Source organism: Nautilia sp. PV-1 (assembly GCF_004006315.1).
GTDB classification, from domain to species: domain Bacteria; phylum Campylobacterota; class Campylobacteria; order Campylobacterales; family Nautiliaceae; genus Nautilia; species Nautilia profundicola_A.
On sequence record NZ_CP026530.1, the window covers coordinates 196,233 to 217,973 of the forward strand.

Genomic DNA, 21,741 nt, shown 5'->3' on the forward strand with positions numbered 1-21,741 from the left:
TAATTATAAACTATTTTATTCCATAAAGTCAAGTAAGTTGAGTAAGAAAGGCTAAGAAGCCTTGTGTGAAGTTAATTATCTATAGGAAGACCTTCTGCAGGGAGTTCTTCTACAAACCAAGGTAAACCTTGTTTGTTCAGTTGATAAAGAAACGGACGGGCAGGAAATTCTTCCATGTTTTTAACGCCTGTTTCAAACCATGTTTTAGTAGCTATCATTAAACATCCGATCATTGCGGGCACACCGGTTGTATAGCTTACGCACTGCGCTCCAACTTCTCTGAATGCGCACTGATGATCGCAGATGTTGTATATGTAGTATCTTTTTTTCTGTCCGTTTTTATATCCTGTGGCAACTACTCCGATGTGAGTCTGTCCTTTCGTTCTAGGCCCCAGACTCGCAGGATCCGGAAGCACTTTTTTAAGAAATTCCATAGGACTTATTTCGCAGCCTTCTGCAATTTTAATAGGTTCGATACTTGTCATTCCGACATTTTGCAGGGCATTCAGATGCCAGAGATAATTATCGCTGAATGTCATAAAAAATCTGGCTCTTTTAATGCTCGGGAAGTTTTTGGTAAGACTTTCGAGCTCTTCGTGGTATAGTAAGTAGCTCGGGTACTCTCCGACTTTAGGATATTTCCATTTGAATTTAACGCTCATAGGGTCTATTTCTTTCCATTCGCCGTTTTCGTAATATTTGCCTTTTTGAGTGATTTCACGGATATTTATTTCCGGGTTGAAGTTTGTCGCAAACGGATATCCGTGGTCTCCCGCATTACAGTCAAGAATGTCAAGATATTCAATCTCGTCTAAAAGCTCCTGAGCGGCGAATGCCGTAAATACGTTCGTTACACCCGGGTCGAAACCGCTTCCGAGAAGCGCCATAAGTCCCGCTTTTTTAAAATCTTCATGTTTTGCCCACTGTTCTTTGTATTCGAATTTGGCCTCATCCGGATGTTCGTAGTTTGCCGTATCCACGTAATGTGCTCCTGCTTTAAGACACGCGTCCATAATAGCCAGGTCCTGATAAGGTAGGGCTACGTTTAACACGATGTCGCTGTTAGTGTCTTTTATGAGTTTAGCAGTCGCTTCTACGTCCATAGCGTCTATTTCGTAAGTTTTTATTTCTACGCCCAGACGTTCTTTAATGTCTTTTGCAATGGTGTCGCATTTGCTTTTTGTACGGCTGGCCAAAACGATATTTTTAAAAATATGATTGTTCATTGCGGCTTTAAAAGTGGCTACGCGGCTTACTCCTCCGGCTCCGATAATTAATAGATTGCTCATTGTTACTCCTTGATTTCCATGACTTTTATAGGAAGACCGTCTTTTTCCATTTCTTCAAAAAACGGTTTTGCGTCAAATTCTTCCACATTTTTGACGCCTTCATCCCACCAGATCTTTTTAGCCATCAGTTTACATCCGATAATAGCCGGCACACCCGTTGTATAGCTTACACAGTGCGCTCCCGTTTCTTCTATGGCTTTTTCGTGATTGCAGATGTTGTAAATGTAGAATTTTTTCTCAGCTCCGTTTTTTTTGCCTTTGGCTATTACACCGATATTTGTCTGTCCTTTATAATTTTTTACAAGCTCCTGTGGATCCGGAAGCACTTTTGCCAGAAACTGAAGCGGAGAAATTTTTACTCCTTCACATACTTCAATAGGTTCTATACTGAACATTCCGACGTTTTTAAGAGCATTAAAATGATAAAGATACTGATCGCTGAAACACATATAAAATTTTGCGCTTTTTAAATTAGGAAAATGTTTTACTATACTTTCAAGCTCTTCATGCCATATAAGTATGCTTGTTGCGTCACCGCATTCCGGGTAGTCGTGTTTTACCTGTATTTCAAAAGGGTCTGTTGTTTTCCATTCACCGTTTTCCCAGTATTTGCCTGGCAGATTGAGCTCTCTTAGATTGATTTCCGGATCGAAGTTTGTAGCGAAATATCTTCCGTGGCTTCCGAAATTACAGTCGTATATCTCTATTTCTTCAAGTTCATCCAGCAGATAATCCGCTGCGTATTTAACCATGACAGATGTGACTCCCGGATCAAAACCGCATCCTAAAAGAGCCATTGTATGGGCTTTTTTGAAATCTTCGTCAAGCGCCCACTGAAGATCGTAATATGTATCAGGATTGTCTTCCGTTTCAGCTAGTGCCGTATCGAGATATGCGCATCCTGTTTCGATACATGCGTGCATAATAGGTAGATTTTGGTAAGGAAGGGCCACATGGCAGATAATGTCAATATTTTCTTTTCTTATAAGTTCTATAACATTTTCTTTTTTATTTGCGTCAAGGGAATATGTTTTGATTTGAACGCCGAGTCTGTTTTGAATGTCAGCAGCGATATCATCGCATTTTGATTTGGTTTTGCTTGCCAGAACTATTTTTTCAAAAACGTCCGTGTTTTGGGCCGCTTTAAAAGCAGACACTCTTCCGACTCCGCCGGCGCCTATTATTAACAGATTTGCCATTATTCTCCTTTTTTATCAAATTATATCAATTTTTATATCAGTTTTATGTAATTCATTTGTGATATAATTAACATATAGGAAACCGCACAAAAGGATGAAAATGTTTTTCGGAAAAAAAGAAGATAAAAAAGTGCCTGATATTAGGGAAAAAGTAGATGAATGTATTAGAGATTTGAAATCAAAGGTTATAGACGAAACGTTTTTGGAAGGGCTTGATAAATGCAGTAAAACGGAAGAAAAGCTTGATTTTATTATCAAGTACCTTGAAAATATAAGTTATGAATTTAATTATTTTATTCAGAATTTCCCTGTAGCGCTTTTTGCAGTTGATCCGAAAAGAAAAATGATTGTCTGGAATAAAGAGTTTGAACATTTAACCGGATTTAGCGAATATGAAATAAAAAATCTGGACATTCCTCAGGCGCCTAAAATATTATGGCCTAAAAATCCTAAAGAGTGTAAAGTGTGCAAACTGGTCGGGAAATACGACAGTGAGAAAAAAAGCGGAATAGGCGTGGCTGAAATTATGACCAAAAACGGAGAAATAATTCCCGTTTATGTTTACATCGAGCCTATCGTAAAAAACGGAGAGGTAGTAAAAACTTATGTTAGCCTTAGAAACTTAATGGCTGAAAGAAAAAAAGAAGCGGAAATCAGAAAAGAATTTTTTGCAAAAGAGGCAAATGAACTGATTAAAGTATTGGAACATATTTCCAATCATAAACTGAATACGGAATTTACTATTTCCGAAGGGAATGATTTTAAAATCCTGGAAGAGCCTATCAAAGAGATACAAAAAACGCTTAGCAGTCTTGTAGTTTCGCTTAGAAATTCTTCAAATCTTGTAAAAGAGGTTTATGAAGATGTTTCTGACAGACTAAACAGGCTTCTTGAGTGGAATGAAACCAAATTTCTGCCTTCACAGATGGAAGTCAGCAACAGAGCAAACGAGCTTAGCGAGTCAATGAACGAGATTGAAAAAATGGTAGATATAATAAAAGACATAGCAGACCAGACCAATCTGCTTGCTTTAAATGCGGCAATAGAAGCCGCAAGAGCGGGCGAACACGGAAGAGGGTTTGCGGTAGTTGCGGATGAGGTTAGAAAGCTAGCGGAAAAATCGCAAAAAAGCGCGAGTGAAATTACGGCTGTTATTAATCTCATAAAATCAAACGTGCACAACATGAATATGGATATAGAAAATACACAAAACGAAGTGAAAGAGCTTATGGGGTCGCTGCAGGAGATTATAGACAAATTTGATTCTATGGCAAGAAATATTTTTGAACTTAACGAAATGATAAAAGATTTTGAGGTTTAAGATGAAAATTTCCTTAATACAGCAGGAATATAAAGGCTCTAAAGAAGCTACCGTAAAGCATACGCTCGAAATGATAGCTAAAGCCAGAGGCGAGCTGATAATACTGCAGGAACTTCACCAGAATGAATATTTCTGTAAAAGCGAAGATACGAAATTTTTCGATTATGCTGAAAGCTTTGAAGAAGATGTGGAATTTTGGAGAAAAGTCAGTCAGGAAAAAAACATTGTCCTTGTCGCAAGTCTTTTCGAAAAGGTGATGGACGGTATTTACTATAACACGGCAGTTGTTTTTGACAGGGGAAATGTGGCCGGAAAATACAGAAAAAACCATATTCCGGACGACCCGGGGTTTTATGAAAAATTTTACTTTACTCCAGGTGATGAAATGGAGCCTGTAGATACGAGTGTGGGAAGACTTGGCGTGCTTGTATGCTGGGATCAGTGGTATCCGGAAGCTGCCAGAATTATGGCTCTTAAAGGTGCGGAAATAATTATTTATCCTACCGCAATAGGATGGCTAATGTGTCCTGAAGACAGGGTGGATGAACTTTGTGAAAAAGAAAACACCCCTGAAGAAAAAGACAAAATGCTGAACGCATGGACCACCGTTCAAAGAGGCCATGCCGTTGCAAACGGCGTATATGTGGCGGCGGTAAACAGAGTAGGAAAAGAAAAAGATGAAAGCGGGGTGCTCGGAGGTATAGAATTCTGGGGCAACAGTTTCATATTCGGTCCCCAGGGTGAAGAAATAGCAAAAGGATCGTTTGAAGAAGAAATTATTGAAGCGGAAATAGATTTGAAACAGGCTGCCGAAATAAGAAAAATATGGCCGTTTTTCAGAGACAGAAGAATAGAAAATTACAGCTGTATAACTAAAAGATACTGTTAAGGGGATTAATGAAGTTTTTAGCTATTTTATTCAGTATAGTTGTTTTATATGCGGATATAAACGTTAATGTGTATGTTGATAAAGAGTTTAAACAAAAACTTCCCAAGCCGTTTGTAAAGAAAGAGTTTAAACACTTAAGCAAAAACGGCTTTTATATATTAAGCTATGACAAACTTCCATTGATAATGGAACATAATTTAAGCGTTATTTCAGGTATAGGAAAACTGAAAACATATATTCTCTCACATAAAAACCTTAATGATATAAGAGTGGTCGCAAATGCGAATCTACCTGCGAAAGTACTTTTTAAAGTGTTCGGGGATGTTAAATATACTACCGCGAGCCTTGATGATTTCAAAAAAAACAAAGTCGACGCAATAGTTACGTCAAAAAAAATATATGTAAAAAACGTTTTTCTTTACGATTTGGATAAGTTGGGGCTTGAATATAATAAATATTATCTCGTAGCAAGCAGGGAGTTTCTTAAAAACAATAAAAACGCCGCGTCGTTTTTAAATGCTTATTTTCCTAAATCAAAAACGAATTCTTCTCTTATTCTCACCGGATATTATTTAAATAAAAAGATTCATCTATCTTCAATGTACGATGATATGTTTAAAGAAATAGTCGCAAAAAAACTTAAAGTAGCGGTAACTCCGTACTGGCCTCCTTTTGAGCTGGAAGTTAAAGGGGAACTTAAAGGTATAGGTATAGATTTCTGGAGGCTTATAGCCAAAAGGGCCGGGCTTGATTATGAAATTATTACGCAGCCGATCTGGATAAAAATTTTAAACGGAATTAAAAATAAACAGTACGACATTACGCCTAACACATCCGAAACGCCGGACAGAAAAAAGTATGCGATTTTTTCAAAACCTTATGTTGAGTTTCCTTTGGCTATAGCCTGCAGAAACGGGCTTAGCATTAAAAAAATTGACGATATCACCTCACTGGCTGTCGGTTATCATTACACCGCCCATAAAATGATGAAACAGCATTATCCTTATTTAAATTATGTGCCCGCTAAAAGCGTAATAGACGCATTTGAACTTGTAAGAGATAGAAAAGCGGAATGTGTGGTGGATGTGCTTCCGACTATCGTCTGGCTTATTAATCAAAAAAACATAGGTGATATGAGAATCTATTTTAAGACGCCGTTTACGTTTAAACTTCAGATTATGTTAAGAAAAAATTTAAAAGGCGTAAGGGATAAAATCAATAAAGCCATAGACAGTCTTTCCGTATATGACAAAAATAAAATTATTTCCAAATATATCGGTGAAAAAATATATATAAAAGAAAACGGTTTTAGCGTATGGTTTTATCTTATTATCGCGGTTCTTATAATCGTAATAGTTTTTGTCGTATATAAAGCTAAAAATTACAAATTGAAATCGGAATTCGACGCACTTACCAAAATTTACAACAGAGGCACTATTGAAAAACTGTTTCATAAAAAAATAAAAGAAACAGACGGAAGCATAATATTTTTTGATATTGACCATTTCAAACAGGTAAACGACAAACACGGACATGAAAAAGGGGATCTGGTACTTGCCTCTTTAGCCAGAATTATTAAAGAAAATATCAGAAAAAGCGACTTATTCGGTAGATGGGGAGGCGAAGAATTTGTTATTATTCTGCCGAACGCTTCTTTTAACGCGGCGCATAAAATTGCTGAAAAATTAAGAAAAATTATAGAAAACAGCGATTTTGACGGTTTAAAAATCACTATAAGCGCCGGGGTTACTGAATTTAAAAAAGGTGAAAATGAAAATGACGTTATAAACAGAGTCGATGAAGCGTTATATGAAGCGAAAAACAGTGGTAGAAATCAAGTAAAAGGTAAAAAATGAAAATAGCTCCTAGTATTTTAAGTGCTGATTTTGGAAATTTGGCGGATGATGTAAAAGCGGTATGCGAAGCCGGTGCCGATTATATACACGTAGACATAATGGACGGGCATTTTGTGCCGAATATGACAATGGGTCCTATGATTGTTGATGCTGTGGCCAAAGTGGCTACAAAACCTTTGGATATACATTTTATGGTTGAGAACATACCGTTTTTTATAGATCTTTATAAACATATCAAACCCGAATTTATCTCTTTTCATATAGAAGAAGAAAAACATATAAACAGAGTTATTCAAAAAATACGCAGCGAAGAGATCCGTCCGGCTGTGGTGCTGAATCCCGCAACTCCTGTATGCTTTTTGGAAAATATAGCGGCGGATGTGGATATGGTGCTTTTGATGAGCGTGAATCCGGGATTTGGAGGTCAAAAGTTTATTCCCGAAGTACTTGATAAAGTAAAAGAATTAAGAAATTTGGCAGAGCGTAAAAATCCTGATCTTTTAATAGAAATAGACGGAGGCGTTAATGATAAAAACGCTCCTTTGCTTAAAGAAGCCGGAGCCGACATACTTGTAGCAGGAAGTTATGTTTTTAAACAAGAAGATTATAAAAAAGCCATAGAGAGTCTCAGGGTATGAGGGTAAAGATCTGCGGCATTACTAATTATGAAGACGCTAAACTGGCCTGTGACGCGGGAGCGGATGCGTTAGGGTTTGTGACATATCAGAAGTCTCCAAGGTTTATAAAACCGGAAGAGATAAAAAAGATAATTACCAAACTGCCTCCGTTTGTTACTAAAACGGTTCTTTTTGTAAATGTGGATGCTAAGTATGTAAACGAAGTGATGAATTACACGAAAGCGGATCTTGCGCAGATACATTTTGAGGCGGATGATAAATTTTATGAAAGTCTTAAGTGCAGGCATATAAAAGTAATCCGTGCGAAAGAAAAAAACGATATTGAAAAATTTGCGGGAGAGTATAAAATAGTCGACGCTTATGTTCCGGAATACGGAGGAAGCGGTAAAAGAGTGGCTCTTGATTGGTTTGAAGGAAGGGATAATTCGGATATTATCCTTGCAGGCGGGCTGTCTGCCGAAAATGTTTTTGAAGTCGGAAGATACGGATTTTACGGTGTGGATGTCAGCAGCGGCGTAGAAAGAGAACCCGGAAAGAAAGATAAAAGAAAAGTAAGAAAATTTATAGAGCTTGCCAAATACGGTTTCAGGTGCGGATAAGAATAGTAGATAGTAAATAGTTGATAGTAGATGGTTTATAGTTGATGGTGGATGGTTAACGGTTGATGGTAAATTGTGGATGGTATTAAAATAAAAAGGTAAAGATTGAAAGCGTTCGTATTAAAAAAAATTGCCCAGAATTTAAAGAAATATAAATATATTAAAAGGGCGCTCAGGGTTGATGAAAACCTGATTTTAATGCAGTTTGACAAAGACAAGTATTATTTTGACCTTACAAAAGGTAGCGGGGATATTTATATAAATATAGACTATCCTCTCTCACGCAAGTTTCAGGCGCCTTTTGACATTGTTTTAGAAAAAAAGTTTACAAAAGCGGAAATTGTGAACGTTGAGGTGAAAGAAAGGATTCTTACAATTACGGCCAAAAACCAGAACCGTTTTAAAGAAGAGAGAGTAAAAATAAGATTTGAATTTACGGGGCGGTATACAAACGCCATTATTCTTGATGAAAACGACACAGTGATAGAATCTTTGAGGCATATAAGCGAAAGCCAGTCTTCGAGGGTTGTAAAGCCGGGAGTTAAACTTGAGGAACTACCGCCTTTTGAAATTAAGGAAAAAGAGTTTGAAATAGAAGATCTTGAAAGTTACACAAAAGATCTTTTTGAAAAAAAATACCAAAACCGCCTAAAACAGAAAAAAGAAGCGATAATTAACCGTATTAATAAAAAAATAAAAGAGATCCAAAAAAAACTCTCAAAACTCGACGATGAACAGAAACTTCTTGAAAAAGCGGAACTTTATAAAAAATACGCCGATATTTCAATGGCTAATCTGTATCAGATTAAACCGTACAGCAAAGAGCTTAAAACATATGACTTCGAAGGCAATGAAATAACAATTCCGCTGCCTGAGCTGAAAAACGTCAACGAAGTGGGAAATTATTTTTACAGCCTTGCCAAAAAGGCTAAAAGAAAAGCCCAAAATCTTCATATAGAAAAAGGACATCTAAATTCTCAGCTTGAGTTTTTGGAAAATTATAAAAAACTTATTGAAAAAACGCAGGATTTGGGAAGTTTAAACTATTACAGGCCTCCTAAAAAAGAAAAAAGCGCTGATGAAAATGTTGCCGAGTTTTTTATAGACGATTATAAAATAATGGTCGGAAAAAATGAAAAAGGAAATATAAAACTTTTAAAAACGGCAAACGCAAATGATTTATGGCTGCATATTAAAGATTATCCGGGTGCGCATGTAATTATAAAAAACAATAAACTCTCCATTCCTCAGCAGGTAATAAACGAGGCTGCAAAACTAGCAGTTGCGTTTTCTAAAAAAAATGAAGGAAATGTCGATTATACTAAAAGAAAATTTGTAAAGGTCAAAGATGGCGCTAACGTAGAGTATGGCAAATATTCGACTGTAAAGGTAAAAATATGAGCTTAATAGGACAAGTGACATTAATAAATCAAAACATGCATGTGGCATCCGCAATGGCTGCCGATAATATTGCCAGAGAGCAGATAAGCAAAGAGACACAGAAAATAATTAATGAAGAAAAAGAGCTTAAAGTTAAAGAAGTAAGACCTGTGGAACAGACTGAAAAAATTCTTCCGGAAGACGATTCCAAAGAAGAAATAGAAAGAGAAAGCAGACATATAGATTTAAAAGCTTAACAGCACAAGTCTGTAAAGTAAGTAAGCGGTTAAGTTGTCAAGACACTGCCGTCTTTACAGCTTAGCTGCTTCTCCACTTCAAAACTTTAATATAGTATAATTAGAAAAAAGGAATTTAATGAAAGAACGTTTAATAACGTCACTGGTACTGATAGTCATTTTATTGTTAGTAGGAATAATTGATAACAGATTTGTAACGGGACTGTTTATCGGAGCTATTGCTATTGGAGGCGTTTTAGAAGCTCAAAAACTTTTTAAAACGGAAGAGAGGGAGATTTTTTATATTGCGGCTGCGTCTGTTGCTCTTTCTTTAATAATAAATCCTTTGGCCGCCGCTGTTTTCGGAGTGATTGTAAGCGCATCGTATATAGCTTATTATCAGAAAGACTTAAAGATTTTATCTCCGGTATTGTATCCTTTAGTTTCTTTAATGATTTTATATGCCCTTTATGTAAAAAACTCAATGGGAATTATAGGGTGGCTTATTGTAATAGTTGCTTTAACGGATTCATTGGCTTATTTTACAGGTAAAAATTTTGCAAAAAAATTTATACCTCAAGGATTTTGCGCCACGTCTCCTAACAAATCATGGGAAGGCGTAATAGGCGGAGTGGCCGGCGCTACTGTTATAGGCGCTTTTGTAGGGTTATATTTTATGGGGTTTTTCCAGGCGTTTTTTATTTCCCTTCTTGTAAGTCTCTCAAGCGTTTTTGGCGATTTGTTTGAAAGTTATCTGAAAAGAAGAGCAGGAGTAAAAGACAGCGGGGATATACTTCCGGGACACGGAGGAATACTCGACAGAATCGACGGTTATCTGTTTGCCGCACCTGTAATGTTTGTATTAATGGGGGCTTAATTGGTTGTTTTAGGCTCTACGGGAAGTATAGGTGTAAATACCCTGGAAATAGCCAGAAGATACAGTTTGGAAATAGAAGCTCTGGCTGCAGGAAACAATTTTGAGCTTCTGAATAAACAGATTAAAGAATTTTCACCTAAATACGTTGTCGTAAAAGATAAAAAAACGGCTGAAAAAATAGAATTTAAAGATGTTTTATACGGCGAAGAGGCTTTGCTTGAAATTATTGAACGTGTAAAAAGCCCGCTGATTGTAAACGCGCTGGTTGGAGATGCCGGACTGAAACCTACTCTTAAAGCACAGGAATGCAATAAAAAAATAGCGCTTGCAAATAAAGAATCTCTTGTAAACGCCGGTAAATTTATAGATACTGCAAAAATAACCCCTGTCGACAGCGAACATTTCGCTCTTTGGTATCTTTTAAATGAAAAGTCTAAAGTAAAAAGTGAAAAATGCAATGCAAAAAAACTTTATATAACCGCAAGCGGAGGGGCTCTTAGAGACTGGGATATGGAAGATATCAAAAAAGCGACTCTTAAAGACGTTCTTAATCATCCTAACTGGTCTATGGGTGTCAAAATAACTATAGATTCGGCAACAATGGTAAATAAGCTTTTTGAACTGCTTGAAGCAAAATGGCTTTTTAACACTTCCGATATTGACGCTTTTATAGAAACAAAATCCGTAATACACGCACTTGTAGAATGGAATGACGGTTCAACCACCGCCCATATAAGTAAAACGGATATGAAACTGCCTATTGCCTATGCTGTTATGGATGAGGTCTGCGATGAGATTTTAGAACCGGTAAATCTTTTAGAAGTAGGAAATTTAGAATTTAGAAAAATAGAACCGCAGAGGTATCCCGTATGGGATATTAAAGATCTGCTTTTGGAAAAACCTGATTTGGGGGTTATTGTAAATACGGCCAATGAGTTTGCCATTGAGAGATTTTTGCAAAATAAAATATCTTTTTCTGCCATAAGCAGCACGATATTGCAGGCAGTTAAAAAATTTGAAAATATAGATATTAACAATATAGAAGATATATTTGAAGTAAAAAAAGAAGTAAAGGTTTGGTGTGAGAGTGATTTTATTTGATCTTGACGGAACGCTTATAGATTCTACGGAAGCCATTCTCGAAGGTTTTAGCATCTCTTTTAAGTCGTTTGGAAAAGAACCTCCCGCAGATGAAGAGATAAAAAAACTTATAGGCCTGCCTCTTGATGTAATGTTTTCTAAACTAGGCGTTGAAAAAGAGAAAGTATGGGATTATGTTGATGCGTATAAAAAACATTACCGTAAGATTTCAAAACAAAAAACGGTGCTGCTTCCTTTTGCTAAAGAAGCCGTAACGGAAGCTTCGAAATTTGCAAGGCTCGGAATTGTTACGACAAAAACCGGAGAGTATTCAAAGGAGCTTTTAGAACATTTTGGAATTATGAAATATTTTGAGGTTTTAATAGGCAGAGAACACGTTCAAAACCCAAAACCTCATCCTGAACCCGTTCTTAAAGCCGTTCATATAATGAACGCCGTTAAAGAGGCAACATGGATGATAGGTGATACCTGTCTTGATATGGTGAGCGCCAAAGAAGCGGGTGTTAAGTATATAGGTGTTAAATGGGAATATGAATCTTTACATAATATGAAAAAATGTGCTGAAATAATAAAAGACAACGCATATGAAGCGGTTCTTTATATAAAGGGAAAAAGAGATTAAAACTTTTTCCAGAAATCTCTGCTTAAAAGCATTAATACGGTAAAAAATTCAAGTCTTCCGATTATCATTCCTATTGCCAGTACAAATTTTTGTGTCTGTGTGAAAAACGCGAAATTATCTACAGGCCCCACATGTCCGAATCCAGGTCCTATGTTTCCTACGCAGGCTATTGACGCGCTTAGGGAGGTAAGCGTGTCGTAACCGTTTCCGAATAAATAAAGCGCAATGGCTGTCACTGTTAAAATATATAAGAATATAAATGCGCTTACGTTGTTGATAATTGTCTGAGGGACGGTTTTATTATCTACCTTTACGGATATAATGGCGTTAGGGAAAAGAGTTTTTTTAATTTGGTATTTAAGGTTTTTAAACATTACAACAAACCTGATTACTTTAATCCCTCCGGCGGTACTTCCGGCGTTACCTCCGACAAGCATCGCTATAAAGATGAGGGCTATCGCCCATTGACCCCACTGCGAATAATCCACCGTTGCAAAACCTGTAGTAGTAAGAATGGAGCTTATTGTAAAAAATCCGTGCGTTAAAGCATAAAAAAGGGAATCATGAGTGTTAAAATAATGAACCATACTCACTCCGATTGACAAAACAATGAAAATAACTGTATACCAGATAACTTCTTCGCTTTTATACCCGCTGTAATCTTTTTTTAGGAGTTTAATGTGCGCTATAAAGTTTATACCGGAAATAAACATAAAAAACGTTGTTGTCCAGAGTATCCAAGGGTTGTGAAGCCAGTAGCCCATTGATTCGTTTTTGGTTGAAAAACCGCCCGTCGATATGGTTGCAAACGCATGGTTGATGGCGTCAAAAAGACTCATTCCCTCAAATTTAAGCAACAATGCGTCTATAAACGTAATAGTAAAATATACTCCCCATAGTTTAAGGGCGGTATGTTTTATTTTAGGAGTTACTTTATCGGGTGTGATTCCGGTAGATTCACCTTTAAACAGGGCTAGTGATCCGGTAGGGTTGATTAAAGATAAAAGACCGACTCCGAGCACGATAATACCCATACCGCCGATCCAGTGCATGGTGCTTCTGAGCATCAAAATGTTTTTAGGAAGGTCGGCTATATCCGAATATATAGTCGCACCCGTTGTAGTAAATCCGCTGGCGGCTTCAAAAAATCCGTCTATGAAAGTAACATGTGTTTCAAGCATAAGAGGTATTGCACCTAAGGTGGAAAGCATTATCCATACGAGATTAACGCTTAAAATGGCATCTTTGATTTTCATTTTCATTTCGTGGTTTCTCAGCCACAGAAGTATAAGTATGAATATAAAGGTGCTTACTGTGGAATAGAACACGAAAGATTTAATGTTTTCATGATATATTATTCCCGTAATCATAGGTATTAAAAAGAAAAATTCCGTCATCAGGCCGACAAGCGCTAAAAATTTTAGAATATTTTTTATTGTGTTTTTATCCATTTTTTATCCTGTATTGGAATTTTTAAAAGTATAATTATAGCATTATCAGATATAAAAGAGTGTTAAAAAAGGGATTAAAATTTTTTCCAGAACTGTCTGGTCAGAAGTATCAAAACAGTATAACATTCCAGTCTTCCGATTATCATTCCTATGGCAAGCACTACTTTGTCAAATCCGCTAAATCCGGAAAAATTGTATACGGGACCGACATGCTGAAGGCCTACACCTATATTGCCTACACATTCAAGTGTGGCGGAAAGAGAAGTTAATGCGTCATGCCCTCCCGCAAACAGAATAAGAGATATTACGGTTACGGTTAAAATATATAAAAATATAAATGCGCTTACATTGTTTACCACATATCTTGAGACCGTTTTTTTATCTATTTTTATAGAGAGTATTGCATTTGGATAAAGAATTTTCTGGATTTGGTATTTAAGGTTTTTAAACATTACAACAAAACGGATGGTTTTTATACCTCCCGCAGTGCTTCCGGCATTACCTCCAAAAAGCATAGTTACAAGAATAAGCGCCTGTGCTAGATGCGTCCATGTATCGTAGTTGACTGTGGCAAATCCCGTACAGGTAAGTATTGAGGTAATGGTAAAAAATCCGTTGGTAAGTGAAAAAAAGAAAGTGTTGTTTGAATGAAAATAATGAACAAGGCTTAAAGCGAGTGAAAACACCAAAAAGATTATAACGTACCATTTAACCTCTTCGCTTTTATATCCAGAAAAATCGCCTTTTATAAGTTTTATATGGGCTATAAAGTTCATACCTGAAATAAACATAAAAAATATAGCAGTCCACAGTATCCAGGGGTTGTTAATCCAATATCCGAAAGAGTTGTCTTTTGTCGAAAAACCTCCCGTGGCGACACAGGCAAACGCCTGGTTGATCGCGTCAAACCAGTTCATTCCTTCTAGTTTGAAAAGAACGATGTTGGCCACTATCATACAAAAATACACAATCCATAATATTAGAGCGGTGTGTTTTATCTTCGGAGTGATTTTATCGGGGGTTATACCGGTGGATTCGGATTTGAAAAGTGCGAGTGTCCCTGTCGGGTTGATAATGGATAAAAGTCCTATTCCTAAAACGATAATACCCATACCTCCGAAAAAATTGGTGGTGCTTCTTAACATCAGAACCGTTTTAGGAAGGTTGCTTACCTCTGGATATATAGTGGCTCCGGTTGTAGTAAAGCCGCTTACCGATTCAAAAAAAGCGTCTATAAATGAAATATGCGTCATCATTATCATAGGAATCGCAGCAAGAACAGAAACCATCAGCCAAACCAGGTTCACGCTGAGAATGGCCTCTTTTATTTTCATTTCGATTTTGTGGTTTTTTAGCCAGTATAAAATAAGTCCGAAAAGCAGGGTTGTCACAATGGTGAAAAAAATAAAACCGTCTATGTTTTCATGATATATTACTCCCGTCGTTACGGGAATAAGGAAAAATAGGTTGTTTAACAAACCTACAAGCGCTAAAAATTTTAGTATGTTTTTTACAGAGCTTCTATCCACTTCCTGTTTCCTGAAAAATTGAACTCCATAACTATATCGTTTGGTTCGAGTTCCATTTTGTCTTTTAATTCGATGATTCTGTCGTTTCTAATGATAAGAGTTTTATTGTTTTCCTTAGGAGGAGTTACTTTTTTAGGCTGAAATATCTGTTTAATGAATATTTTGCCTTTGGCTCCTAAGAAAAATCTTTCATATATTAAAAGTCTGGAATCTATTTCTTCCAGTATTTCGTAATAAGCAGCGATTTTAGGCCCTCTTATAGTTGAGAGTTTTAATGAGTGCATAAGAGAATAGTAATTTAAGTTATTATTGATAGTTATTATTTTTTTGATTCCGAGTTTTTTTGCCTGAAGGGACTTGATAATGTTGCTTTCGTCTTTAAGCGAAGCGGCTATGGCTATGTCTGAATAGTGAAGGCCTTCGTTAATAATCATCTCCTCGTCTTCATAAGATGAGTTGATTACCATTGCCTCTTCTCCGAGCAGTTCCGCTGCTATTGTAGCCTGCGCTTCGTCTTTTTCTAGTATTTTTACGTTTAAATTGAAAGATATCAGTATTTTGGCTATTTCTATACCCAGAGGATTTGCACCGTATATAAGTACATTTTGTATAACCTCTGGTGAAACGGTGTCAAGTTTGTTTATTATATTTTTTAGTTTTTCTTTTTCACCTAAAATATAAAGAAGATCTTCTTCTTCAATGTAGTCTTCTTCGTTTAAAAATAGAAACTCTTCTCCTCTTTGTACGCCTATTACTATTACGTCTTCATCGTTAATAGCGGAAACTTTGTCTATTTCCGGTTTTTGAACCGTTAATGACAGAAGTATAAAATCGTTAAAAGGAAATTCTTTTATATTGTTGGCTTTAGGAAATTCAATTAGCTTTGCCACTGCCGTAGCCGATAATTTATATGGGAAAATAAGTCTGTTAATATTCAGTTTTTGGAAGTTTGTAGATATGTATGATGTATTTGTAAGTCTGACTATGGTGTTTTCTATATCTATAAGGTTTTCTGTGACTATCGTTGAGATAAGATTGATTTCGTCATTGTTTGTTACCGCAATAAAAAAGTCGAATTTTTCTTCAAGCCCCATATATGCCCTTGAATCTCTCAAATCCGCACATATGGTCATAACATCAAGTGTTTCTTTAAGTATTTCAAGCGCTTTTTCGTTTTTGTCTATAATTACCACGTTATGTTTGTGTGACAGGGCTTTTGCGACGTTATATCCGACTTTTCCGGCACCTGCTATTAATATGTTCATATATAGCCTTTTTCTAAAATTACAACTGATTATTATAGCACTAAAACTGTAAACATGTAAAAAAATGCATGTGATTTAATTAAAACTTATACATAAAAGAGCTGTATATACGGAAAAATATATTTCAAAAAGTAACATTTTATATAAAAATGCGCAAATAAAATAAAATGAAATAATTTCGGATGAAATTTATGCTATATTAATACTACTTTAAGTAAAAATTCGCTAAAATATGACAAAAAAAGGATAAATATGTTACAAATCAGATGGCACTCTCGCGCAGGACAAGGGGCAGTAACAGGTGCAAAGGCTCTTGCTGATGTTATGTCTAGAACAGGAAAGTATGTACAAGCATACTCAGTTTACGGTGCAGAAAAAAGAGGGGCACCGATGACTGCATATGACAAAATCGCCGATGAGCCTATTTTAGACCATTCAAAATGGATGACTCCGGATTATGTATTGGTTATCGACCCTTCTTTGGTATTCCAGGAAGAAATCGTAGACAATACTACTGACGATACGGTATTTATAGTTACAACACATTTAAGCAAAGACGAGCTTTTAAAGATTGCAAAACATCTTGAAGGTAAAAAACTTTATACTATTGACGCTATTAAAATTTCTCAGGAAGAAATCGGAAGAGCGATTCCAAATACTCCTATGCTTGGGGCATTTATTAAAGTTTCACAAATTTTACCTTTTGAGGACTTTTTAGTATCAATTGAAGATATTCTTTCAAAATTCCCTCAAAAAATTATTGACGGTAACTTAAGAGCTATTAAAAGAGCTTACGAAGAAGTAAATTAAGGAGATATTATGGCAACACCTAAAGAAATGTTAACGACTTGGGATCAGATTCAGTTTGGTGCGGTATTACCATCATTTGAAGATCCGGAAGCAAAAAAAAGAAGTAAATTCCATTCATATAACTATAAAGTTGCTGACTGGAGAGTTGAAAAACCTGTATTTAACAGAGATTTGTGTATAGACTGTGATTTTTGCTGGGTATTTTGTCCGGACAGCTGCTTTGAAGTAGAGGAAGTTGTAAATAAAAGAGGTAAAAAACAGGCTAAAATCAAAGGTATTAATTATAATTTATGTAAAGGATGCGGTGTTTGCGTTGATGTTTGCCCGACACCGATTAAATCGCTTTTAATGTTCCCTGAACATGTTGAAAATGAAGAGGCTCTAAAACAGTGGCCTAAAAAAGATAAATAAAGGATAGATAATGGCTGAAAGATATGAATTAAAAGCAAAGGAAGTTTGGGACGGTAATATGGCGGCTGCTCATGCCCTGCGCCAGGCTCAGGTTGATGTAGTTGCTGCTTATCCGATTACTCCTTCAACACCAATTGTTCAAAATTACGCTCAGTTTTTAGCTGACGGATATGTAGACGGTGAATTCGTAATGGTTGAAAGTGAACATTCAGCTATGAGTGCGTGTGTCGGTGCTGCAGCGGCCGGTGGAAGAGTTGCAACTGCTACGTCTTCTCAGGGTTATGCTTTAATGGTAGAAGTTTTATATCAGGCAAGCGGTATGAGGCTCCCTATAGTTATGACAGTGGTTAATAGAGCATTAGCATCTCCTTTAAATATTCATGGTGACCATGCTGATTTATATCTTGGAAGAGATGCTGGATGGATTCATTTAATTGCTAACAATCCTCAAGAAGCATATGATATGACTTTATGTGCATTTAAAATTGCTGAAGACAGTAGAGTTAGACTTCCTGTTACAACTAACCAGGACGGGTTTTTAGTGTCTCATACGGCTCAGGTGGTTCAACCACTTCAGGATGAAGAAGCTCAAAAATTTGTAGGAAATTATAAAGCTCTTAATCCTATGCTTGATACTTCAAATCCTGTAACTTACGGTGCACAGACAGAGGAAGAGTGGCATTTTGAACATAAAGCTGCTCAGCACAAAGCTTTAATGGACAGTTTTTCTGTAATTGAGGAAGTATTTAATGAATTTGCTGAACTCACAGGAAGAAAACACAATCTTGTAGAAAGTTATAAAATCGAAGATGCAGATATTGCCCTTGTTGTTATGGGTAGTGCTTATGAAACTGCAATGCTTGCTGTTGACAGGGCAAGAGAAAACGGTATTAAAGTTGGTCTTGTGATGCCGAGAGTATTCAGACCTTTCCCTTATAACGAAGTAGCTAAAAAACTTAAAAATGTAAAAGCAGTTGCTGCTTTAGACAGAAGTATGCCTATGGGTACTACAGGCGCTCTTTACAACGAAGTTGCCGGTGCGCTTGCTGCAAACGGACAAAATGCAATTATGACTAACTATATTTACGGTCTTGGCGGAAGAGATACAACAGTTGAACATATTTTAGAGGTAATTAACGAAACAAACGAAAACGCAAAAGCTGGAAAAAGAGTAACTGACTTACAAGGTTTCATAAACCTTAGAGGTCCTAAGTTATCATTTAATTAAGGAGTTTTTATGAAAAATATAGGTACTTTAAAAGAATTCGCATGTACTCCTGATAGATTTCAAGGTGGACACAGACTGTGTCCCGGATGTGCGCATAGTATGATAGTAAGAGAAGTTGTAAATGCAACTGATGATGATTTGGTCGTTTCTACTGCGACAGGATGTCTTGAAGTTTGTACGGCTATATATCCTTATACTTCATGGGATGTGTCTTGGCTTCATATCGGATTTGAAAATGCTGCGGCTGCAATTTCCGGAGCTGAAGCTATGTACAGTGCATTAAGCAGAAAAAACAGACTTTATAACGAAGACAGAAAAGTAAAATTCGTTGCATTCGGTGGTGACGGCGGTACTTATGATATCGGATTCCAGTCACTTTCAGGTGCAGCTGAAAGAGGTCACGATTTTCTTTATGTGTGTTTGGATAATGAAAACTATGCAAATACTGGTGGTCAAAGAAGTAGCTCTACCCCAATAGGAGCACACACCTCAACGACACCTAGAGGTAGAGTAAGCTATGGTGAAAAACAGAGAAAAAAAGATTTAACTATGATTATGGCCGCACATGGATGTCCTTATGTTGCAACTGCTATTCCTGGTACTAAACACTGGAAAGACCTTGCAACTAAAGCAGCAAAAGCAATTAGTACAGTAGGGCCGACATTTATTAATGCATTAAGCCCTTGTACAACTGAGTGGAAATTTAAACCTGAAGAAACTGTTGAAATCGCGGACCTTGCGGTTGAAACTTGTGCATTCCCTCTATATGAAATTGAAGACGGTCACAAATTAACAATTACATACAGACCTAAAAACAAACTTCCTATTGAAGAATATTTAAGCAGACAGGGAAGATTTAGCCATCTGTTTAAACCGGAAAACAAATGGATTATTGAAGAATGGCAAAAAAATGTTGATGCATATTGGGAATATTTACAAAGAAGAGAAGAAGCCGGAGTTTAATCTTCTCTTTTTTTGTTGTTATAAATATAAGTGTCAGGCACTTATGAGTTTTTATCAGTTTTTTTCAGCAGTTTTAGTGAAAATTGGTAATACGGATATTAATATTTTAATAAAATAGATAAAAAATTAAATAATATATAAATTAATGTTTTTTAGCCGATTTTGATTTAAATATAGTACGTTATAAATGCTTTGACTTAAAAAAATATTGAATTTTTTAAAATTTGTATTAAAATAACTTATATCGGTTTACTTTTCAAAATTTTCGATTTATAATAAAAAATAAGTTGTCAGCTCGTCAAAACTACTGTAAAACATAAAATTCATTTAAAGGAAAAAAAATTAAAAAAGATTATTCCTTAATCATAGATACGTTTATTATTGGTATTATCGGTTCGGTGTGTGCTCAGATTTTTATTGTGCTTCTTCATTTTATCAGCAAATTTTCTCTGGATTATTTAGTCGGTTATATTCCTCAGGATACAATTAAATTACTATCAAATTATACAAATTACGGTGAATATAACGCGGTTATGCTCTTAATCGTAATAGTGACCGGAGGGCTTATAAGCGGATTTTTGGTTTATACGTTTGCGCCGGAAGCAGAAGGGCACGGAACAGATACCGTAATTAGAGCGTTTCACAGACAAGGCGGATATTTAAGAGGAGTGGTTGTTCCTGTAAAAATAATAGCATCAGCTGTTACTATCGGTACGGGAGGAAGTGCCGGTAGAGAAGGACCGACTGCACTTTTTAGCGCAGGGGTAGGGTCTTTATATTCGAATTTTAGAAAAGTAGGATGGAAAAGAAGACAGATATATGTGCTTATCGGTATGGCCAGCGGGCTTAGTGCCGTATTTAAAGCTCCTTTAGGCACGTCTATTTTTGCGATTGAAGTTTTGTATGCGGATAATGAATTCGAAACTAGAGAGCTCATATATCTTCTTTTCGGTCCATTGATAGCATATACGATTACCGGATTTTTATTTGGTTGGGAGCCTATTTTTCACGTTCCGAACGTGCAGGTTACGGAAGTTAAAACGTATCTTGAAATCGTAATACTGGGGATAGCAAGCGGAGCTATCGGACTAATACTTCCTAATGTGTTTTACGGTGTGAGGGATTTTTTCAGATCATTACCTGTAAAACCGCATGTAAAACCGGCAATAGGCGCACTGCTTGTGGGAATTATCGCTTTGTATTTTCCTGAAGTTTTAGGCGGCGGTTACGGGTTTATACAAGAGAGTATAAACGGAAATATGCTTGGATATTTTGTTCTGTTTTTGCTAATTGCCAAAATTCTTGCTTTTTCGTTTACAGTCGGAAGCGGGGGCAGCGGAGGGGTGTTTGCTCCGTCTCTGTTTATAGGAGCAATGCTAGGGGCGTTTGTTGGATATCTTCTGCATGCACCGATTGCAGCTTTTGTAATAATAGCAATGGCCAGCGTATTTGGAGCGGCAGCCAGAACGCCTCTTGCGACTATTATTATGGTTGTGGAAATGACCGGAGGGTACAGTCTTTTAGCTCCGACTACTCTTGGTGTTTTGAGTGCGTATATAGTGCATAATATGCTTGCAAGAATAATACAGCCAAAATATATTTCACTGTATGAAGCTCAGCTGTTAAATAAAGAGTATTCGATTTCATATCAGATGGACAAAATAAGAGATATTTTAATCTGCCATTCTAAAATATTAAATCTGAAAAAAGCCGTCGTTCAAAGGGAAGATATCATAAGTCTTTTGGAAAAAGGCGAAGCGGTTGAAGTAGGCGACAATAAATACGTGTTTTTCGGAACATTTACAAAAGAAGTTAAATTAAACGAAGGGGATCTTTTCAAAAAATACAGAGGTGCGGAAATTCTGTATGTGTTCAGAAACGGAAGATGGCTTCATAACTCCGTAATTACCTCCATTAAAGAAGGCGATGAAGTTCTTTTGATAGGTAAAAAAGAAACTATAGACGTAATTAAAAACGAATTTATTCCTCTTTCACAGACTTTTGCCAAACTCAGAATACAGGAAGAGAGTATTCAATAAGAGGTGTTTATTTTTGAAATATCTTCAAATTAAACTAA

At 36.4% G+C, this 21,741-nt stretch carries 19 protein-coding genes and 2 pseudogenes; 16 read left to right on the forward strand and 5 right to left on the reverse strand.

The features are described from left to right. Positions 1–71 precede the first annotated feature (71 nt). Positions 72–1,289 carry a saccharopine dehydrogenase family protein gene (locus C3L23_RS01125; protein WP_127679325.1) on the reverse strand — a complete coding sequence of 406 codons (1,218 nt, stop codon included), beginning with the start codon at positions 1,287–1,289 and terminating at the stop codon, positions 72–74. 2 nt (positions 1,290–1,291) lie between these two features. After that, on the reverse strand, positions 1,292–2,488 hold the full coding sequence (locus C3L23_RS01130; RefSeq protein WP_127679326.1) for a saccharopine dehydrogenase family protein: 1,197 nt from the start codon (positions 2,486–2,488) through the stop codon (positions 1,292–1,294). 100 nt (positions 2,489–2,588) lie between these two features. Between C3L23_RS01130 and C3L23_RS09680 the strand changes: the two are divergent. The 11 genes and pseudogenes from C3L23_RS09680 to C3L23_RS01180 form a co-directional block, all read left to right on the forward strand. Beyond that, a pseudogene (locus tag C3L23_RS09680) lies at positions 2,589–3,116 on the forward strand (PAS domain S-box protein); the annotation flags it as partial. A 339-nt stretch (positions 3,117–3,455) separates the two neighbouring features. Next, positions 3,456–3,809: pseudogene (locus C3L23_RS09685) on the forward strand (methyl-accepting chemotaxis protein); the annotation flags it as partial. Between the two features lies 1 nt (position 3,810). Further along, positions 3,811–4,698 carry a carbon-nitrogen hydrolase gene (locus tag C3L23_RS01140; protein WP_127679328.1) on the forward strand — a complete coding sequence of 296 codons (888 nt, stop codon included), beginning with the start codon at positions 3,811–3,813 and terminating at the stop codon, positions 4,696–4,698. Positions 4,699–4,706: 8 nt separating this feature from the next. After that, entirely contained in the window at positions 4,707–6,554 is a 1,848-nt protein-coding gene (locus C3L23_RS01145; RefSeq protein ID WP_127679329.1) for a diguanylate cyclase, read from the forward strand. Next, a complete protein-coding gene (gene rpe, locus C3L23_RS01150; RefSeq protein WP_127679330.1) occupies positions 6,551–7,192 on the forward strand; it encodes a ribulose-phosphate 3-epimerase in 642 nt (213 codons plus the stop codon). Before C3L23_RS01145 ends, rpe begins: the two co-directional genes overlap by 4 nt. Continuing rightward, positions 7,189–7,791, forward strand: coding sequence for a phosphoribosylanthranilate isomerase (locus C3L23_RS01155; protein WP_127679331.1), 603 nt, complete (start codon positions 7,189–7,191; stop codon positions 7,789–7,791). The genes rpe and C3L23_RS01155 overlap by 4 nt, the downstream gene beginning before the upstream one ends. 105 nt (positions 7,792–7,896) lie before the next feature. After that, positions 7,897–9,192 carry an NFACT RNA binding domain-containing protein gene (locus C3L23_RS01160; RefSeq protein WP_127679332.1) on the forward strand — a complete coding sequence of 432 codons (1,296 nt, stop codon included), beginning with the start codon at positions 7,897–7,899 and terminating at the stop codon, positions 9,190–9,192. After that, the gene (locus C3L23_RS01165) at positions 9,189–9,428 is read left to right on the forward strand and encodes a hypothetical protein (RefSeq protein WP_127679333.1); all 240 of its coding nucleotides are present in this window, start codon (positions 9,189–9,191) and stop codon (positions 9,426–9,428) included. The genes C3L23_RS01160 and C3L23_RS01165 overlap by 4 nt, the downstream gene beginning before the upstream one ends. Positions 9,429–9,546: 118 nt before the next feature. Further along, on the forward strand, positions 9,547–10,284 hold the full coding sequence (locus C3L23_RS01170; protein WP_127679334.1) for a phosphatidate cytidylyltransferase: 738 nt from the start codon (positions 9,547–9,549) through the stop codon (positions 10,282–10,284). Next, on the forward strand, positions 10,285–11,385 hold the full coding sequence (gene dxr / locus C3L23_RS01175; protein WP_127679335.1) for a 1-deoxy-D-xylulose-5-phosphate reductoisomerase: 1,101 nt from the start codon (positions 10,285–10,287) through the stop codon (positions 11,383–11,385). It abuts the gene before it with no gap. Then, the gene (locus tag C3L23_RS01180) at positions 11,366–12,007 is read left to right on the forward strand and encodes an HAD family hydrolase (RefSeq protein WP_127679336.1); all 642 of its coding nucleotides are present in this window, start codon (positions 11,366–11,368) and stop codon (positions 12,005–12,007) included. Before dxr ends, C3L23_RS01180 begins: the two co-directional genes overlap by 20 nt. On the opposite strand, the gene C3L23_RS01185 is transcribed toward C3L23_RS01180, so the two are convergent. The 3 genes from C3L23_RS01185 to C3L23_RS01195 form a co-directional block, all read right to left on the reverse strand. Beyond that, the gene (locus tag C3L23_RS01185; protein WP_127679337.1) at positions 12,004–13,458 is read right to left on the reverse strand and encodes a TrkH family potassium uptake protein; all 1,455 of its coding nucleotides are present in this window, start codon (positions 13,456–13,458) and stop codon (positions 12,004–12,006) included. The genes C3L23_RS01180 and C3L23_RS01185 overlap by 4 nt on opposite strands. A gap of 74 nt (positions 13,459–13,532) precedes the next feature. Continuing rightward, positions 13,533–14,987 (reverse strand): TrkH family potassium uptake protein, encoded by a 1,455-nt coding sequence (locus C3L23_RS01190; protein ID WP_127679338.1) that lies wholly within the window; start codon positions 14,985–14,987, stop codon positions 13,533–13,535. After that, positions 14,969–16,252, reverse strand: a complete 1,284-nt coding sequence (locus C3L23_RS01195) for an NAD-binding protein (RefSeq protein WP_127679339.1) — start codon at positions 16,250–16,252, stop codon at positions 14,969–14,971. The genes C3L23_RS01190 and C3L23_RS01195 overlap by 19 nt, the downstream gene beginning before the upstream one ends. A 252-nt stretch (positions 16,253–16,504) precedes the next feature. On the opposite strand from C3L23_RS01195, the gene C3L23_RS01200 reads away from it, so the two are divergent. The 5 genes from C3L23_RS01200 to C3L23_RS01220 all read left to right on the forward strand — a co-directional run bounded on the left by C3L23_RS01200 (position 16,505) and on the right by C3L23_RS01220 (position 21,703). Further along, positions 16,505–17,062: a pyruvate flavodoxin oxidoreductase subunit gamma gene (locus C3L23_RS01200; protein WP_127679340.1), complete on the forward strand. Its 558-nt coding sequence runs from the start codon at positions 16,505–16,507 to the stop codon at positions 17,060–17,062. 9 nt (positions 17,063–17,071) lie between these two features. Further along, positions 17,072–17,473 carry a 4Fe-4S dicluster domain-containing protein gene (locus C3L23_RS01205; RefSeq protein ID WP_127679341.1) on the forward strand — a complete coding sequence of 134 codons (402 nt, stop codon included), beginning with the start codon at positions 17,072–17,074 and terminating at the stop codon, positions 17,471–17,473. A gap of 10 nt (positions 17,474–17,483) precedes the next feature. After that, the gene (locus tag C3L23_RS01210; RefSeq protein ID WP_127679342.1) at positions 17,484–18,701 is read left to right on the forward strand and encodes a 2-oxoacid:ferredoxin oxidoreductase subunit alpha; all 1,218 of its coding nucleotides are present in this window, start codon (positions 17,484–17,486) and stop codon (positions 18,699–18,701) included. 9 nt (positions 18,702–18,710) lie between these two features. Continuing rightward, positions 18,711–19,664, forward strand: a complete 954-nt coding sequence (locus C3L23_RS01215) for a thiamine pyrophosphate-dependent enzyme (protein WP_127679343.1) — start codon at positions 18,711–18,713, stop codon at positions 19,662–19,664. Between the two features lie 398 nt (positions 19,665–20,062). Continuing rightward, the gene (locus C3L23_RS01220) at positions 20,063–21,703 is read left to right on the forward strand and encodes a chloride channel protein (RefSeq protein ID WP_246831077.1); all 1,641 of its coding nucleotides are present in this window, start codon (positions 20,063–20,065) and stop codon (positions 21,701–21,703) included. Positions 21,704–21,741: the final 38 nt, after the last annotated feature.

Bases quoted from the DNA above. Each gene is read 5' to 3' on its own strand.
- C3L23_RS01195 (WP_127679339.1), bottom strand. From the start codon at position 16,252: ATGAACATATTAATAGCAGGTGCCGGAAAAGTCGGATATAACGTCGCA.
- C3L23_RS01200 (WP_127679340.1), top strand. From the start codon at position 16,505: ATGTTACAAATCAGATGGCACTCTCGCGCAGGACAAGGGGCAGTAACA.
- rpe (WP_127679330.1), top strand. From the start codon at position 6,551: ATGAAAATAGCTCCTAGTATTTTAAGTGCTGATTTTGGAAATTTGGCG.
- C3L23_RS01155 (WP_127679331.1), top strand. From the start codon at position 7,189: ATGAGGGTAAAGATCTGCGGCATTACTAATTATGAAGACGCTAAACTG.
- C3L23_RS01185 (WP_127679337.1), bottom strand. From the start codon at position 13,458: ATGGATAAAAACACAATAAAAAATATTCTAAAATTTTTAGCGCTTGTC.
- C3L23_RS01170 (WP_127679334.1), top strand. From the start codon at position 9,547: ATGAAAGAACGTTTAATAACGTCACTGGTACTGATAGTCATTTTATTG.
- C3L23_RS01125 (WP_127679325.1), bottom strand. From the start codon at position 1,289: ATGAGCAATCTATTAATTATCGGAGCCGGAGGAGTAAGCCGCGTAGCC.
- C3L23_RS01140 (WP_127679328.1), top strand. From the start codon at position 3,811: ATGAAAATTTCCTTAATACAGCAGGAATATAAAGGCTCTAAAGAAGCT.
- C3L23_RS01215 (WP_127679343.1), top strand. From the start codon at position 18,711: ATGAAAAATATAGGTACTTTAAAAGAATTCGCATGTACTCCTGATAGA.
- C3L23_RS01145 (WP_127679329.1), top strand. From the start codon at position 4,707: ATGAAGTTTTTAGCTATTTTATTCAGTATAGTTGTTTTATATGCGGAT.
- C3L23_RS01165 (WP_127679333.1), top strand. From the start codon at position 9,189: ATGAGCTTAATAGGACAAGTGACATTAATAAATCAAAACATGCATGTG.
- C3L23_RS01130 (WP_127679326.1), bottom strand. From the start codon at position 2,488: ATGGCAAATCTGTTAATAATAGGCGCCGGCGGAGTCGGAAGAGTGTCT.
- C3L23_RS01205 (WP_127679341.1), top strand. From the start codon at position 17,072: ATGGCAACACCTAAAGAAATGTTAACGACTTGGGATCAGATTCAGTTT.
- C3L23_RS01210 (WP_127679342.1), top strand. From the start codon at position 17,484: ATGGCTGAAAGATATGAATTAAAAGCAAAGGAAGTTTGGGACGGTAAT.